Origin of the sequence: Paenibacillus nuruki (genome assembly GCF_001721045.1) — a bacterium.
Classification (GTDB): Bacteria; Bacillota; Bacilli; order Paenibacillales; family Paenibacillaceae; genus Saccharibacillus; species Saccharibacillus nuruki.
The window spans coordinates 56,790-74,432 of sequence record NZ_MDER01000012.1 but is presented as its reverse complement, the minus strand read 5'-3'; the positions used below and the strand labels follow the sequence as shown (position 1 = coordinate 74,432).

The window sequence follows — 17,643 nt, the reverse complement described above, 5'->3', positions numbered from 1 at the left end:
AAATATTTCTTTTTCAATTTTATTTAGATCAAGATTAGAAATGAATATTGTTGGTTTGATATACATACAAATTTTAGATGTATCTTGATGGTCACCAAAATATTTTTTTATTAACTTATCTTTATAAATTGTAATAAAAATTTGAATTTCTTGTTCTAAATTTTGAGTTATTAATTTTATTATTTCATCTTTACTGGAAAATGAATTAACAATTATATTATCTAATGCTTGTATTTTTATCTCAATAGAGTTTCCTAAAATTTCTATGTGTTTAAAAAGTAAAGAAATATCGAATGAAAGAAGTTTAAATTCTCCGCTAAAGAACTGGAAAAACTCTCTTTTTTCTTCGAAATTATTTGTAGAAATTGAAAATAATTCTAAAATGCCATTAATAGCATTTTTAATTTCTTTTAGCATAATTATCCCTCCTTTCTAATAAGTTTATTACAAAAAAGGAACACTAGTTCTTATTTATTGTAGCAAACTAATATTAAGTTGAACATACATTATTTAGTCATTAATGATATGCACATTATTTATAATAATGTCTATTCCATCTCCTTCTTCACTATCATTTAAATGAACTTTAGTGCCATCAAATTGTGTTGGATACTTGACATATATTTTTTCCATAGTTCTAATTTTTTGCGTATCTAAATATTCTCTTTTGATTTTAGCAGTAATTACTCCTGTAAGATTTAGTTCTTTCATTCCTTCATATCTTAAAGCTTGCTCTAAACGTTGAACTTCATTTTGTATCAGTTCAGGAGTCAATTGTAACTGTAAAGAGAAAATTTGTTCTGCAGCTTCTTCTACAGTAAATTGTTCTTCATTTTCTAGTTTTCTTATAAATGCATTCAAAACACTTTTTTGCTCAGACGGCTTATAATCTATTGAGTTCTTTAAAAAGCTTTTTACTCCATCTAGTAATATTTCAGATTTATGCTCATCTGTTAAAAGAAATTCTGCTGAAAGAAATGTTTGATAAAAAAACCGAGAAAAATCTTTGACCTGCTTATCCAAAATGACTAAACTTGGTTTTTCATCTAATTGATTATCTGTAATAGTCTCAGTGTTACGAAGAGTAGCAAATTTTAAAAGCTTGTTTCGCTTAGAAGGAGAAGGTAATGTGCTACCTTTATAAACCAATTCATAATTGCCACTAATAATATTTTGTTCATAAAAAATAGCATCATTTTTATCTAATTTTATTAAAGCTAAGAATTCTTCTGTTGAAGTTGTTTCTTTGTAAAGAACAATCACAATACAACCAGTAGTAGCATTATTAGGCGTAGCCTTATAAAGCGACTGAGCAATAAGTTGACTAGAACGGACAAATTGATTTTCTGCATCCTTAATAATGCGATTAGCATAATTTTGTACATCTGTATTTTTATTAATAAATTTCGCAACTTTGCTCTCATTATTATCTATTGATGCTACTATATGATTCATTATGAAACTAGTGACTTCTTCATCCATATTTTCGAGTTCAATATCATTTTGACTAAAAAAGGGTTTACTTTGTTGTTTATCAATAACATGAACAATAACTTTTAATAATTCTAGTGAGCTGACTTCTCGAATATTCATCATAATCTTCCCTTCAAATAAATATATAATATAAATAACTTGGTATATTGTAACATATATTGAGAAAAATAGGACTTTGTATCTGATTAATATTACCTATTTGAAATTTGAAAAATAATTCGAATATATATATTGATAGGTTATAAAATGATAATTACTGAAATAGAAGGGAATTAAATTTATGCATTAAATATACATCCTCTATCCAGAAGGCGAAATTGTTCTCCTAACAACGTGCTTTTTGACGGTACTGAACTACCGAAATAGCAGAGGACAGTAACTTAAAAAAGCTTTGACTTGTCAAGGTTTTATCGCTTACAATACTCATTTGTTAGGGTTGGATAAAAGGGGAGTATAAACAGATGAAAAAAAGGATTATTGATATTGCTTTTATAGCACTTGGTGCGTTTATTTTTGCGTTAGCGATTAACTTATTTGTCATCCCGAATGAACTGGGTGAAGGTGGCGTAACCGGGGTTACGATTATCTTATTTTATGTATGGCAATTGTCTCCTGGACTAATGAACTTGGTGATCAATGCATTTTTATTGATTGTCGGGTACAAATTTCTAGATAAAACAACGACGATTTATACGATTCTGGCAGTAGCGTTCAATTCGTTTTTCTTGCATTTGACCGCAGACTGGCGAATTGATTCTAGTGAAATTATGATTAATACGATATTTGGTGGATTGTTTACCGGAGTAGGGATTGGGCTGATTATTCGTGCAGGTGGAACAACAGCAGGGACTGTCATTCTCGCGCGGATCGCCAACAAGTATCTGGACTGGAATATTAGTTATGGCTTACTCTTTTTCGATCTGATTGTAGCATTCTCGTCTTACTTTATTATTGGTGCACAAAGTCTGATGTTAACGGTTGTCATGTTGTATATTGGAACCAAAACGATGGACTTTATTATCGAAGGATTGAATCCGAAAAAAGCCGTCATGATTATATCTGCACAGCAAGATAAGATTGCCGAAAAAGTCATTACGGTGATGGATCGCGGAGTCACCGTATTATCTGGTCATGGATACTATACAAAGACACCGAAAGAAGTATTGTATATCGTGATTAGCAAGCAAGAAGTCTCTGTACTGAAAAAGATCGTCAAAGCGGCTGACCCGAATGCATTTATTACGATTCATGATGTACGTGATGTATTTGGCGAAGGGTTCCTTGAATTGTCTAAATAACCATATAGATACCGTACAGCTATCGCAAACATAAGTACAAACCAGTACATCCAAAATATAAATTAAAATTAGTAGATACCCAATAAAAAAGCCCTACCGCTCCTATGATTTCATAGACGGTAAGGCTTTTTTTGTACTTATTTTATTCAAATTAGACCATAGTAGCTTTTACTTTACACTCTCATTCTCATTGTTGACTGTAGCGTGAGTGGACGGTGAATTGGCTACAGAGTCAGTGGTTTTGAAGCGTTGAATTTCTTGTTGTAGATTTTCTGCAAGAGAAGCCAGAGCATGAGCGGAAGAAGTGATCTCTTCCATCGCTGCCAATTGTTCTTCTGCGGAAGCCGCAATCTCATGGGTAGAAGCCGTATTTACATTCGAAATTTCACTAATTTCATGAACCGATTGAGCGACTTCTACGGCATTACCATTCACTTCTTGTACCAATGAATTCATTTCGGTCAGACTTGATGAAATCTGATGTGAAGATGTTCTTAGCTGTTGGAACTGATCTGCCGCTTGTTGAACAGTCATCATCCCTTCTGCCACAGAACCATGAATATCGGTAAAGGTAGATAGTGAACGTCCAATCTCATCAGTAATCTCTTTCAACAAGTTCTCAATATGTTGGGACGAAGCGCGTGATTGATCGGCTAACTTCTGCACTTCACCTGCAACTACATTGAACCCTTTACCATGTTCGCCAGCACGTGCTGCTTCGATAGCTGCATTCAGAGACAATAGATTGGTCTGCTTCGCGATATCATTGATCGTTTGTAAAATGACTGAAATTTCTTCGGATTTGCGAGATAAGTTCGTTACCACTTCATTGGCTTGATGAACCGATTGATCGATCTGCTGAATCTGACCGACGGTTTGTTGCATTAAGCGATCTCCGCTATCTGCTAGATAATTAGACGATTCGGATAAAGAAAGCAATGAGTTCGAATTGGTCTGTACCGTCTGTAACCAATCGGCAACTTGAGTTAATTGATCTGCACTTTGGCTTACATTTTTATTTTGACGTTCATTTCCGACAGAGAATTGTTCGATCGCTGTTGTGATCTGTTCAGTAGCATGACTGGTCTGTTCAGAACTTGCATTCAATTGCTCTGAAGAAGAGACCACATCACTAACAGAATCGTTAATAGAGCCAATCAATGAGCTTAAAGAGGCGTTCATATTATTAAAGGCATGTGATAATCTGCCGATCTCGTCTTTGCTACGGTCTACAAGATGATGGGTAAGATCACCATCGCTAATCGCTTCTGCAACAACAACAATTTTACTCAAACGCTTGGTGATCGAACGAGTCACCAGTGCAACAACAATACCACCTATAATTAAAGATAATAGCAAAACAATAATCATTCTGTATAAAATAGGCTGAGTCGCTTCATTGATCTCATCTTGATAAAAGCTTCCTGCAATACGCCATCCAGTCAGATCACTTGTTGTATAAACTAATTGTTTTTGTTTATTTTCGTAAAGGTAGGTGTAACTCCCTTTGGAATCTGCTCGAGCCATGAGTTCTTCAGAAGACGAATTTTTTTCACCAATAGCTGTAGGATGAGAAATAAAATTGCTGTCTTTACCTACAATAAAAGCATAGCCTTCTTTACCAATTTTAACCGTCGCTGTTGTTGCTTGTAGTGCTTCTAAATTAATATCTAATCCGATAACTCCACTTTGATCGGCTGTTTGCTTGGCAATCGTCACCGTTAATTTCTGAGTAGAAGCCGAAATATAAGGATTCGTTATAATTGCTTTTCCTGATGAAGCAACAGCTTGCTTGTACCAATCACGTTCACGAGGATCATATCCGGCAGGGCTAGGTTTATCAGAAGAAGTGAAAAACTGACCTGTCGTACTTCCCACATAAAGCGACTCTACTTTTTTAAGAGAGGTAGAATAGCTTTTGAATTCAGTAACTAAATTATCTCCATTTGCATAATTGGCTTGAGATACTTGACCTGCGAAATAATCAACAATATCTATATTTTGTTGCATTTCCGTATTAACTGTAGAATTTAGCGTTTCTACACTAGATGAAGCGCTATTGATCATTTCATTACTTAATGTTTTTTGGGCTAACCAGTATGATGTGAAGCTAGAAGTACCCAAAGCAACAATCATAACGATAAAGAAAGAAATAATTAATTTGCTGCCTATCGTTTGACAGCTGAGAAAACGTATAATATTTTTCATAACTCCACTCCTATATATCTGCATATTTATTCTCCTATTAACATCGGCAAAAGAACAGAAAAGAAATAGAGTAGATTATGAAAATATTCAAAATGTTTCATGAAACAAAAATGAGTATATCATTTTTCACATATTATTTCGGGTATCAGCTTATTGAAGAATGAATTTGAAGTTATTTGATTTGTAAATACAAACACAAAAAAGTACCTCTATTAAATGATCAATAGAGATACTTTCTGCCGTTTATACTTTTTACTGCATATTATAATGTGTTGATAAATTGCTCTAAACGATCCAATCCTTGGGTTAATACCTCTTGTGAATAAGCATAAGAGATTCGAATATACCCTTCTCCATACTCGGAGAAAGCGTCCCCCGGAACTACAGCAACACCTGCTTCATCCAGTAAACGCAAAGCAAATTCCATCGAACCTATATTCAAATGAGCGATCGAAGGAAATAGATAAAAAGCACCTTCTGGCTTGGTTAATGTCAGCCCCATATTCATCAAGCGATCATATACATAATCACGTCGTTGTTGGTATTCCTTTTTCATCGGAATGGCGTCGTCTATACCTTGGGTAAGAGCTTCTAGAGCAGCATATTGACTGACTGAACTTGCACAGGTGACATTGTATTGATGTACTTTGATCATATGCTGGGTGAGTGCAGCAGGTGCAAAAGTAAAGCCAATCCTCCAACCAGTCATCGAATGAGATTTGGATAAGCCGTTAATCACAATTGTTTTGTCACGCATACCGTCACATAAAGAAATCGATTGATGAGGGGTATCATAGATCAATTCACTGTAGATTTCATCGGAAATGACAAATACTTCACGTGCTTGCAATAAAGTAGCGATCTCCTGTAATTCGGTAGCACTCATCACCCGTCCGGTAGGGTTAGAAGGATAACCTAAAATAATCGCTTTCGTCCGTGTAGATAGATGTTTTTCGATCAAATCGGCTGTTAATTTGAAATCGGTTGAACGGGTGTCTACATAGATAGGAACACCGCCGGATAAGCGAATAAGCGGTTCATAGCCTGGATAGATGGGCCCCGGTAAAATCACTTCATCGCCCGGTGTAATTAGCGTTCGTAACGTAATATCCAATGCTTCACTAGCTCCATTGGTAACAATCACTTCATCATTAGCATTATAATCTTGTCCGTATTTCTGTCTAACAAAATCAGTTGCTGCTTGTCGTAACGCAGGTAGACCGGCATTAGGTGTATAGACTGTTTTGCCATCGTTCATAGCCACGCCAGCGGCATCAATAATATGTTGAGGGGTTGGAAAGTCAGGTTGTCCGATAGTCAGTGAGATCGCATTGGGGTATTGCGCAGCGGCATTAGCAATTTTACGAATACCACTGATTTGAATATCTTTGACCGATGCATTCAATAAATGTTCCATAATAAGATTCCTTTCATCAACCATAATATGTATATCATACTCTATCTAAATCATAGACGAAAAGAGGATCAGCGAACAGCAAAAGCACCTAATAGAATGTTCTATTAGGTGCTTGGCTGGGATGAGTTAATTTAAAGTATATGTGTAGTGAGTCGAATCATATTGAGGGCCTGATTTCTCATAAGTGAACCAGTACTCCACTTTTGTGCCTGTGCTAAGTCCAGTGACACTCTGTTTCCATGTGCCTGAACTGTTGGTCATACGGTAATTTTGCTGTGATCCACCATTGATTTTGTAGTGGATATCGACATATTTGGCAGTCGTTACAGGCTTGATATTAATACTGATTGCTGTAGCAGACACTTTGGTCACACCTGCTGTGTAGTCTGCGGTCGTGTGATCACCAGTCCCTGTTCCTGGATCAGGAGTCGGTGTAGTTGGGTCTGTAGGCGTTGGTGGATTGGTTGGATTACCGCCTGTTAGATATTGCCCTGTAAATGGATTGAAATGGGCAAGCGATAAGATTAACCATCCTGTACTGGATACACAGTTTTGCTGCGCCATTACCCAGTAGCTATTGCTTGTGCCTTTAAGAGAATACGGAATACCGCCAAGTGAAGCTCCGCTTGTTCCTTGTTTTTTGATAATTTCAGTGTTGATAGCGTTCGCTTTGGAGACATCGCCTTTCATATAATAAGCCAGTGACATAAAGGCTGATCCTTCAAACCACACGTCTGCTCCTGTATTACCAATCTGATTACCGTTATCGTCATAAGCAGGCTTCACTTCATCGGTCCAATCGAAATCATAACCGGTTAATGTATTGCCAGCATCATTATACGTCAATGTCTGTTTGTAACGTGGATTCGCCAGTGTACCGGGAACACCATTTGCATTTTCAACATAATCTAGACTTGCTCCATAGTTGTGAGTCCCTGTGGTTCCAAGTGCTAATACAGCCCACGGATTTACATCTAGCGGAAGCTTAGGATCGATCAAATTGGTGTCATTTTTCCAACCACCGGTAAAGCGTTTGTTGGCATCATCCCATACTTTATTATCAAGGAAGCTTTTGACTTTAGTTGCAGCTGCATTATATTTAGCTGCTTTGGTCGAATCGACAGACGCATAATATTGCAACACACGATAGATATCAATATTGTGCTCGGTAGAGCTCCACGGTTCATTGGAATTGCTCCATGCACTCCAACCGCCTGCTACACCGCCATTGGCTTGTTGATACTGTAGAGACCAATCTAGCGCTTTGATTGCCATGGGGCGATAGCGAGTATCATTATATTGTTTTTCATACGCCATTGCCGCCATTGCCATCCATACAACAGGTCCTACATGTTCACGAATTTCTTCGCCTGCACCGTTATTATACCAATATGAATTCAGCCAGTAGCCTGTAGGATCTTGAATATCTCGCATTTTGTTGAGTACTTTCTCAGCACGAACCCGTTCCCCTTTGACGATAAAAGCTATTGCGGCTACCGCCTGATCATATGTGTATACGATCTGTTTCGGATTGTTAGGTCCCCAGAAATCTTCAAAACTATCTACTAATCCGTCAAAAGCCAGTCCTGCTGTAGCATCTTGTTGCGTTTCTAACCATGTTAATGCCCGGTTAGAAGCATCACTTGCCGCATCTGCTCTCACAATGCCTGCTAATGGTAAAGTCGCCCCTACAACCAGTACTGCTGTGAGCAACAAGTGAGTGAATTTCTTTTTCATCCATATTCCTCCTCAAGGATAGTAGATAAATGAATCATAAAATGGGAAAAGGAAGGTTTGAATAGGCTATTTAAATTTCAATAGAGTAAAGTTCCAAAACCATCACTATTTTCCAGTATGTAACATTTATCTCACTCATTTTTACTTATGGAAGCGCTTACGTCAATATGGATAATCAAGGACTTAAGAAAGAGATTCTTGAAAAAGCAAAACTCCTACTCAAATAACATTGGCGTAGGAGTAGCTTGAAAAGGATAAGGGTTATACAAGAGGGCTAGGATAGATAGAGTAGCAAATAGATACCTTTTTTAAGGCAAACGTATGATATCAGTGATCAACGTAGTGCCAACCAATTTATTTTTATACATCGTATTTTTTCCTTGAGTGGGGGAGAAGCGAATACCAAAGTCACTTTTTCCATTGGATGTGATCGTGTTATAGGTCATCTTAGTTGCTGTCACTGTATTTTCGAGATCGATTCCGCCACTGTTACCTGTCCAATCATGAAGACGACCACGAATACGATAATAGGCGTTGTGAGACAGCTGGTTATTGTGGATTCGTAGATCCGAAGAACGAAGCACAATCATACCGGAAAAGTCGGTCTGACTAATATTATTACGCTGAATCCGTGTACCACTCCCCACTTGATCAAGTTCAATCCCAAAAGAACGTGTATCTTTAATAAGGTTATGATCGATCAATAATCCTGTGTACAGAGTAGTTGTAGGCACAGGATGTTCTAGATTAGCAGATGCTCTTATACCTGATCCCAATGAACGATAAATCTGGTTATCTCGAATGATATTGTCATATGCAGGCATGGAATAATGAATCCCTACACCGGGCGAATCGTTGATGATATTGGTAGACACTTCACTATTTCTGCACATATAAAAAGCCAACACCGCATGATGAAGAATATTGTCTTGTACTAATCCATTTTTTTGTAGTGAAAAGGATAATCCGTCACCTGCATAATGAGAATAGACTTCATTGCGCAAAAATTGATTGCCTTGATCGAGTGTACCTGATTCGACAGCGGCAAGTGTATCTTCACCTGCTTTCACCGAAGGACCTGCAAAATACACAGCAAAAATCGTCTTGGAACCTTGAAAAAGGGAATCTTGAATCATCACTTCATTGGCATCGGCAACCACCAGTGCGGCTCCTGCATTGTTCGTATATGTATCAAGGGTAAGGTTGGAAATATGAACATGATCTGCACGAATCACCAGTAGGTCAAGAGGGGCTTGATTCTGACGAATAATCACACCCTCTCGTGATTGTCCACGTATGGTTGTTCCGTCCTGATCAATCTGAAGAGTCATCGCAACATTATAGACCCCATTACGTACAAAAATATGAAGGGCTTGCGCATCAATCGCTTGTTGTAGAGATACATAATCCCCTTCTCCTGAAGCATCTACAATACTTTCATAACTTTCATTGGCAAAAGGAATAGAAGAATCCGCATAGGAGTGTGGAGCAGCTATAGATAGTAGAAATAATGTAAGCAGACAAAGGATGAATACCTTAATCCGTTGATGTATAAAAGTTGTATGCAGATGAATTCCTCCTTGTGATATTGTATAGTCGCTGTAATACATAGATGGATCAAATAAAGTGTAAGGATAGAATTAGTATGACTTAGGAGCTATTATTTCTTTTATTGTAAGGCTTTTGACTGATAATGTAATTGCAATTCTGGTGGTTTTCTTTATAATTGCATTGAACCTTTATTTTATAGGTATATGGATAGAGTATTCGGAATGGCAAATAGTACCGATCTATACGATGGTATTTGGTCTATTGGATAGCTGGTTAGGTAGAAAACGTAAATCATGAAGTATATCGTAATCCAATCTTAAGAATTGCGGATTGGATTTTATTTATGTTCAGCAGATATCTATTTAACATTGCGTATACAATACTTTAATCGTTACAACATCTATTGGTTATAATAAAGAATAGAGGTTATTAAAGGAGGCTGTTATGGGGGACAATACAATTATTCGTTTTGATGGAGTATCGAAGCGCTATGAAGATGGAACAGTAGTGCTCGAAAATATAGAATTTGAGGTAGAACGAGGTAAATTTTATACCTTACTCGGTCCTTCCGGTTGCGGGAAAACCACGATTTTGCGTATGATCGCTGGCTTTACTGAACCGACAGGAGGTTCGATTTATTTTAACGGACAGGTCATCAATAAAGTGCCTGCCAATAAACGTCAAGTGAATACGGTATTTCAAGATTATGCACTCTTCCCCCATTTGAATGTATTTGAGAATGTGGCTTTTGGATTGCGGATCAAAAAAATGAAAAAAGATGCAGTAACCGCCAAAGTGAAAGAAGCTCTTCAGTTCGTCAATTTAGAAGGATATGAGCAACGTTCGATTAGTGAAATGTCAGGTGGACAAAAGCAACGGGTAGCGATTGCGCGTGCATTGGTGAATGAACCGGAAGTCTTACTACTGGATGAGCCATTGTCTGCATTGGATCTCAAATTGCGTACTGAAATGCAGTATGAACTGCGTGAAATTCAGCAACGTTTGGGGATTACGTTTATCTTTGTTACCCATGATCAAGAAGAAGCGCTGGCGATGTCTGATGAGATTTTTGTTATGAACAAAGGGAAAATCGAACAAAGTGGAACGCCAAATGATATCTATGATGAGCCGATTAACCGCTTTGTCGCTGACTTTATCGGAGAATCGAATATTGTTCCAGGACGTATGATCGAAGATTTCTTGGTAGAATTTAACGGCAAGAGATTCCATTGTGTCGATCAGGGGCTACGTGATAATGAAAGTATTGAAGTCGTGATTCGCCCTGAAGATCTGGAACTCACAACTGTGGAAAAAGGCAAACTTAAAGTGCGTGTCGATACCCAATTATTCCGTGGCGTTCACTATGAGATTAGCTGTTATGATGATTCCGGTCATGAATGGTTAGTTCATTCAACTCGTAAAGCCGATCCGGGCAGTGAAATTGGGCTGGATTTTGAGCCGGAAGCGATTCATGTTATGCGTTTTGGAGAAAGTGAAGAAGACTTTGATCGTCGCCTTGAAGGTTATGAAGAAGGTGGGGTCTATGCAGGCTAATACACGCAGCATCTATATGCTGCCTTATTATATCTGGATCGTGTTATTTGTTATCGCACCGGTGGTGCTTGTAGGGTATTATTCTTTTTTTGATGTCGATGGTAATCTGACACTTCAGAATTATCGGACCTTTTTTACACCAACGTATTTGCAAATGACAATTAGCTCGTTCTGGTATGCGTTTTTAGTGACGTTGTTTTCACTATTAGTAGCGTATCCTGCGGCTTATCTGTTAACTCGCACCAAGCATCGGCAATTATGGATTTTGCTGATTATTTTGCCCACATGGATTAATCTATTGCTCAAAACGTATGCGTTTATCGGGATTTTTGGAACGTATGGTCCGATCAATGCATTACTAGGTACACTTGGATTTGGAGAACAGCAATTATTGTTTAATGCGTCTAGTTTTGTTTTTGTATCCGTATATATTTTTATTCCATTTATGATTTTGCCGATCTACAATGCACTGGAAGAAATGAATCCTACACTGGTATCTGCGGCACGTGATCTGGGTGCATCGGGTTGGATGACCTTTAGACGGGTGATTTTGCCGTTAACGATGGCTGGTGTGAAATCAGGCTGTATGGCGGTCTTTATTCCATCACTATCCCTATTTATGATTACACGTCTGATCGCAGGGAATAAAGTGATTACACTCGGTACAGCGATTGAACAGCATTTCCTTGTCACACAAGACTGGGGTATGGGTTCTACTGTAGCAGTAGTCTTAATTATTGCGATGGCTGTGATTATGATTCTAAGTGGCGGCTTCGGCAAGGAGGTACGTCATGACTAATAAAAATGGTTGGGGTAATCTGTATCTTGTTTTTGTATTTGCTCTATTATATGCACCGATTCTATATCTAATGTATTACTCGTTCAACAGTGCAGGTAATATGCATGAATTTGAAGGATTTACATGGGAATGGTATGCCGAAGTATTTCAAGATACACGATTGATTATTATTGTCATTAATACGCTGGTGATTGCGTTGTTATCTTCAACAATTGCCACGATGATCGGGATTATCGGGGCACTAGCAATCGACCGGATTCGTCGTCGCCGTCTCAAAGATACGGTGTTGTCGCTGAATAATGTACTCATTGTGAGTCCTGATGTGATTATTGGTGCGTCTTTTCTAATCTTGTTTACGATGATTGGGATCAAATTAGGATTTGCTTCAGTATTGATCTCGCATATCGCATTCAGTATTCCGATTACCGTACTGATGATTCTGCCAAGATTGCAAGAAATGAGTCCTTCTTTGATTGATGCGGCTCGTGATCTAGGAGCAAGTCGTCGTGATGTGTTAAGTAAAGTTATTTTGCCATTTATTAAACCCGGCATTTTTGCAGGATTTTTTATGGCATTTACGTATTCGTTAGATGATTTTGCTGTGACCTTTTTTGTAACAGGGAATGGATATTCGACACTATCGGTTGAAATTTATTCTCGTGCTAGACAAGGGGTTGCGTTATCAATCAATGCGTTATCTACGCTGATCTTCTTATTTACGGTGATGTTGGTGGTTGGTTATTATATGATCAATCGCCGGGCTACCAATAAGCCACGCCGCGAAGAACCGATCGCAGTAGGAGGTCCAAGATGAAGACTCTTACACGGATGTTTCTCAGTATTATCGTGGTCGCTCTGATCTTGATGTATACCGCATCACGCTTGAATGTGAGCGAAGGCTACTCCAGTGGAAATACGCTCACGATCTACAACTGGGGTGACTATATTGATCCAGATATTCTAGATCAATTTCAAAAAGAGACAGGCATTACCGTAATCTATCAGACGTTTGATTCTAATGAAGCGATGTTAACGAAGATTGAGCAAGGCGGAACGACATTCGATGTAGCGATTCCGTCAGATTATGCGATTTCCAAAATGCGTGAAGAAAACCTATTAATTCCGCTCGATCATAGCAAATTGCCGAATTTGAAAAATATTGATCCTAAATTTATGAATCAATCGTTCGATCCTAATAACAAGTATTCTGCACCTTACTTCTGGGGGACCGTTGGAATTGTCTACAATCCCAAGTTAGCCCAAGGGATCAAGTTCGATAGCTGGGACGATCTCTGGGATACTAAGCTACGTAATAATGTATTGCTAACGGATGGTGCTCGTGAAGTGATCGGGATGTCGCTTAACAGTCTGGGGTATTCGCTTAATGATACGAATGAGCAACATTTACAACAAGCATTAACCAAGCTCAAAAAGTTGACCCCTAACGTCAAAGCGATTGTAGGCGATGAGATCAAAATGTTGCTGGCGAACAACGAAGCCGCGGCAGGTCTAGTCTTTTCGGGAGATGCATCTGAGATTATGGATCAGAATGCTGATTTGGATTTTGTCGTTCCCAAAGAAGGTACAAACTTATGGTTCGATAATATGGTTATTCCCAAAACAGCCGCCAATGTCGATGCCGCACACAAATTTATCAACTTTATGCTAGATCCCAAAATCGCTGAGCAAAATACAGAGTATGTAGGCTATTCTACACCGAATGCCAAAGCACTCAAGTTATTGCCGGAAGACATTTCGAGTGACGAACGCTTTTACCCGCCACAAGAACTAACAGATAAGCTTGAAGTGTATGATAATCTGGGCAAAAAAATGCTGGTACATTATAATGAGTTGTTTTTGCAGTTTAAAATGAATAAGTAGTGATATCCTGAGCTGTCCTTTAAAGGGCAGCTTTTTTAATTATTTAAACGTAAAAAAGTTGTTAATATAATAAAGATACTTTATTGCGAATGTGATATATTTAAAAAGAGCAAACCAAACAGTAGGATTTAAACTTACATATTAAAAGGAGTTAAATATATGGAAAATAATATAAATATTCTTATATATCAGACAGAAGATGGGCATACAAAAGTTGATGTGAAATTAGAACAAGGTACGGTTTGGATGACCCAAAAAGCTATGGCAGAATTATTTCAAAAAAGTATTAGTACTATAAATGAACATATTAAAAATATCTATGAGGAAAATGAATTAACAGAAGAAGCAACTATTCGGAAAAACCGAATAGTTCAAAATGAAGGAGTACGAGAAGTTGAACGAGAAGTCTCTTTTTACAATCTTGAACTTATCATTGCAGTTGGATATCGTGTTCGTTCGCATAGAGGAACACAATTTAGACGTTGGGCAACGGATCGTTTAAATGAATATTTAGTCAAAGGATTTGCAATGGACGATGAACGACTTAAAGAAATGAAAAACTTTGGAAAAGATTATTTTGATGAATTATTGGAACGTATTCGTGATATACGTGCTTCAGAAAAAAGATTTTATCGTAAAATTACAGATATTTATGCGACTTCTATAGACTATGATCCTAAAGAGATAGTCTCACAAGATTTTTTTGCAACTGTACAAAATAAACTACATTTTGCTATCCATGGACATACCGCAGCAGAACTTATCGCAGAACGTGCAGATGCAGAAAAGGATAACATGGGCTTAACGAGCTGGAAAGGCATTAAAGTGAGAAAAGGTGATATTATAGTAGCTAAAAACTATATGAGTAATGAAGAAATTCAATCTTTGAATCGTATTGTTACGATGTATCTCGATTATGCAGAAGATCAAGCTATGCGAAAAGCACCTATGTATATGAAAGATTGGATTGAAAAGTTGAATTCTTTTTTACAATTTAATGAACGAGATATTTTAATGAATGCAGGTAAAATTTCTCAAGAAATCGCTGAGAAGCTAGCACTTAGCGAATATGAAAAATATAATCAAAAACGTATAGAAAAAAATGACGATTTTGACGAATTTCTTAAACAACAAAAACTTAAATGATACAAGCTTTAAAAGCTTCCTCTTATTACAAAAGAGAGAAGCTTTTTTGATGTTGGCAAAATAAAGAAATACATAAGAAAAGTGAATACCTTGAAAATACAAACTATAAACCTTAATTTCACACATTGTTAAAAGTAAGCGCTAACATCATAATAAAGTCATAAACCGTACGTTTTGTACAAATTATCCAATAAGGGGGATATTAAAAGATATGAAAATGCCAAGCAAAACAGTTGCTCTGTTATTAGCAGGTGCACTGGCGTTCGGACTTGCAGGTTGTGGTAACAGCGATTCAAGTTCAAGCGGTTCAGGAGCAAGTGGAGACAGTGGGGACAAAACAAAAATCACGTTCCAAAATATTTATCCTGATCCAACCACACCAACGTACAAAATGATTCACCAGATCGTCGATCAATATGAGAAAGAACATCCAAATATTGATATCGAACTGGATACGCTAAATACAGATCAACAAAAATTAAAACTTAAAACTCAAGCGGCTTCTAAAGAAATCCCTGATATCACGATTGTGAATCCAGCGGCTCAGATGAAACCGTATATCGATGCAGGCTTGCTTGCTCCATTGAATGATGTCGTTGACAAAGGCGGTCTAAAAGATACATATCAAGAAGGACTGCTTGATTATTACAGCAAAGATGGAAATGTGTATGCACTTCCAGATGGTAATAATATCGAAGTTGGTTTTTATAACAAAGCTTTATTCGCCAAAGCAGGCATTGCTGCTCCGCCAACGACATTCGATGAGCTACTTGCAGATGTGAAAAAGCTTAAAGATGCAGGTATCACGCCTATCGCAATCGGTGAGAAAGATTCATGGACAGGGTCATTCCTATTTATGAACATCTTGCTTCGTACTAACGGTGGACCTGGATTCTTGCAAGATGTAGCAGATGGCAAAAAAACATTTAATGATCCTGCCTTCGTCGAGGCTGTCGATGCTTTCCAAAAATTAGTTCAAGCAGGCGCTTTCCCTGAAGGTGCAACATCGATTGATGCTACAGCAGGCGGTAACATGTTCCGTACAGGTCAAGCGGCTATGTTCTTTATCGGAACATGGGAAACGGGCGCTAACGACGGTTCAACGATCGGTAAAGACGTGAGCGTATTCAAATTCCCTACGGTTAATGGTAAAGGAAATCCAGATGAGTTCATGTTAGCTCCAGGTAGTGCATTTGCTGTATCTGCGAACAGTGAACATTTAAAAGAAACCAAGGATTTCTTAAATTACTTTGCACTGAACTTGCCTAAAGTATCGTTCGAATTGAAAAATGCGGTCGGTCTAGGTCAAAAAGTAGACGGTGACTTCAAAGCCGCTGGATATTCTCCACTTGCGATTGATGTACTGGATCTGTTCAAAAATGTAAAAGGTGGCGACTTGTCATTCGATAACACGATGAACCCAGCCGTATCTCAAGTCCATTTAAGCAGTATTCAAAGTCTATTTGTACAACAAGTGGATCCAAAACAAATTGCCCAAGAGCATCAAGCTGCATTTGAAGCGAATCCTTAAACTAACCTAGAGATAGATATGTGATATGTAGCAGCGAGGGGGCGTCAACAGCGTCCCCTTCGCTATGAGTAGAATAGGCCAAAGAGAGAAAATAAACTTTAGAGTTGGAAGGAGGGAGAAGCCATGAATGTACTAAAAGTACCTGCTCGCACGATTGCTATTTTTGTACTTCCTTGTCTGATCCTTTACATAGGAACAGTGTTTATTCCTATTCTGGTTTCTTTTTACACAGCGATGTTGGACTGGAATGGTATTTCAGATGCCAAGTTTGTCGGTCTGGCGAATTTCAAAACATTACTGTTTGATGATCCTAACTTCTGGATGTCTGTGAAGCGTACGATTATGTATGCTGTCTTTTCCATTATTGAAATCCCAATTTGTTTGTTGTTCGCTATCTTGTTGAATCGTTATATTCGCAAAGGAAATCGTTTGGTGACGATCTATTTTGTTCCTGTTATTTTGTCTAACGTTATTTTGGGACAATTGTGGAAAACGATCTACAATCCGGCTTCGATGGGCGGGATGTTAAATGGAGTATTGATCAAGCTAGGTCTGGATAGCTGGACACATAGCTGGTTGACGGAGCCTGCGATTGCGATGTATGCAATCTACTTTGTATCGTTGTGGCAGTACTTTGGTTACCATCTGTTGATCCAATTTACAGGGGTACAGAATATTCCGGACGAAATCTATGAAGCTGCCAAAATTGATGGAGCCGATGGATTCAAAGCAGACCGTTATATTACATTCCCGATGGTAGTGCCTATTTTCAAAATCTCGGTGGTGCTTGCCTTTATCGGTTCACTGCAAGCTTTCGAGCTAGTCATGGTTATGACCGGCGGTGGTCCTGCACATGCGACCGATACGATAGCGACACATATGTATAATATGTCGTTCTTATCTCAGAAGTACGGGTATGGTAGTGCGGTAGCGACATTCCTTGTTATTTTCTGTCTAGTCATCACCGTAGTGATCAATGGTGTATTTAACAAAATCGAACGTAAAGTGACGTAGAGGAGGAGAGCAC

Annotated in this window: 14 protein-coding genes; 8 read left to right on the top strand and 6 right to left on the bottom strand. The window is 38.0% G+C overall.

What is annotated here, in order from left to right:
* Together PTI45_RS01485 and PTI45_RS01480 are read right to left on the bottom strand one after the other, a co-directional pair.
* Window positions 1-417 (bottom strand): hypothetical protein (locus tag PTI45_RS01485; protein ID WP_139129198.1); only part of this gene is annotated, 417 nt, incomplete at its 3' end.
* 93 nt (window positions 418-510) lie between these two features.
* Complete coding sequence (locus tag PTI45_RS01480) at window positions 511-1,593, bottom strand: nucleoid-associated protein (protein WP_175425098.1); 1,083 nt, start codon at window positions 1,591-1,593, stop codon at window positions 511-513.
* A gap of 362 nt (window positions 1,594-1,955) precedes the next feature.
* Here PTI45_RS01480 and PTI45_RS01475 point away from each other — a divergent pair, with 362 nt between their 5' ends.
* On the top strand, window positions 1,956-2,792 hold the full coding sequence (locus PTI45_RS01475; protein ID WP_069325777.1) for a YitT family protein: 837 nt from the start codon (window positions 1,956-1,958) through the stop codon (window positions 2,790-2,792).
* Window positions 2,793-2,960: 168 nt separating this feature from the next.
* On the opposite strand, the gene PTI45_RS01470 is transcribed toward PTI45_RS01475, so the two are convergent.
* The 4 genes from PTI45_RS01470 to PTI45_RS01455 all read right to left on the bottom strand — a co-directional run bounded on the left by PTI45_RS01470 (window position 2,961) and on the right by PTI45_RS01455 (window position 9,764).
* Window positions 2,961-5,000, bottom strand: a complete 2,040-nt coding sequence (locus PTI45_RS01470; RefSeq protein WP_069325776.1) for a methyl-accepting chemotaxis protein — start codon at window positions 4,998-5,000, stop codon at window positions 2,961-2,963.
* Window positions 5,001-5,262: 262 nt separating this feature from the next.
* Entirely contained in the window at window positions 5,263-6,417 is a 1,155-nt protein-coding gene (locus PTI45_RS01465) for an aminotransferase A (protein ID WP_069325775.1), read from the bottom strand.
* A gap of 126 nt (window positions 6,418-6,543) precedes the next feature.
* On the bottom strand, window positions 6,544-8,154 hold the full coding sequence (locus PTI45_RS01460) for a prenyltransferase/squalene oxidase repeat-containing protein (RefSeq protein ID WP_069325774.1): 1,611 nt from the start codon (window positions 8,152-8,154) through the stop codon (window positions 6,544-6,546).
* A 308-nt stretch (window positions 8,155-8,462) separates the two neighbouring features.
* Entirely contained in the window at window positions 8,463-9,764 is a 1,302-nt protein-coding gene (locus PTI45_RS01455; protein WP_069325773.1) for a right-handed parallel beta-helix repeat-containing protein, read from the bottom strand.
* Between the two features lie 385 nt (window positions 9,765-10,149).
* On the opposite strand from PTI45_RS01455, the gene PTI45_RS01450 reads away from it, so the two are divergent.
* From PTI45_RS01450 to PTI45_RS01420, 7 genes are all read left to right on the top strand, one after another.
* Window positions 10,150-11,259: an ABC transporter ATP-binding protein gene (locus PTI45_RS01450; RefSeq protein WP_069325772.1), complete on the top strand. Its 1,110-nt coding sequence runs from the start codon at window positions 10,150-10,152 to the stop codon at window positions 11,257-11,259.
* Window positions 11,249-12,058 carry an ABC transporter permease gene (locus tag PTI45_RS01445; RefSeq protein ID WP_069325771.1) on the top strand — a complete coding sequence of 270 codons (810 nt, stop codon included), beginning with the start codon at window positions 11,249-11,251 and terminating at the stop codon, window positions 12,056-12,058. The genes PTI45_RS01450 and PTI45_RS01445 overlap by 11 nt, the downstream gene beginning before the upstream one ends.
* The gene (locus PTI45_RS01440; RefSeq protein ID WP_069325770.1) at window positions 12,051-12,872 is read left to right on the top strand and encodes an ABC transporter permease; all 822 of its coding nucleotides are present in this window, start codon (window positions 12,051-12,053) and stop codon (window positions 12,870-12,872) included. The genes PTI45_RS01445 and PTI45_RS01440 overlap by 8 nt, the downstream gene beginning before the upstream one ends.
* A complete protein-coding gene (locus PTI45_RS01435) occupies window positions 12,869-13,939 on the top strand; it encodes an ABC transporter substrate-binding protein (RefSeq protein WP_069325769.1) in 1,071 nt (356 codons plus the stop codon). The genes PTI45_RS01440 and PTI45_RS01435 overlap by 4 nt, the downstream gene beginning before the upstream one ends.
* 159 nt (window positions 13,940-14,098) lie before the next feature.
* Window positions 14,099-15,085: a virulence RhuM family protein gene (locus PTI45_RS01430; protein ID WP_069325768.1), complete on the top strand. Its 987-nt coding sequence runs from the start codon at window positions 14,099-14,101 to the stop codon at window positions 15,083-15,085.
* A 211-nt stretch (window positions 15,086-15,296) separates the two neighbouring features.
* On the top strand, window positions 15,297-16,616 hold the full coding sequence (locus tag PTI45_RS01425) for a sugar ABC transporter substrate-binding protein (RefSeq protein WP_137223965.1): 1,320 nt from the start codon (window positions 15,297-15,299) through the stop codon (window positions 16,614-16,616).
* A gap of 123 nt (window positions 16,617-16,739) precedes the next feature.
* A complete protein-coding gene (locus PTI45_RS01420) occupies window positions 16,740-17,630 on the top strand; it encodes a carbohydrate ABC transporter permease (RefSeq protein ID WP_069325767.1) in 891 nt (296 codons plus the stop codon).
* The last annotated feature ends 13 nt before the right edge of the window (window positions 17,631-17,643 follow it).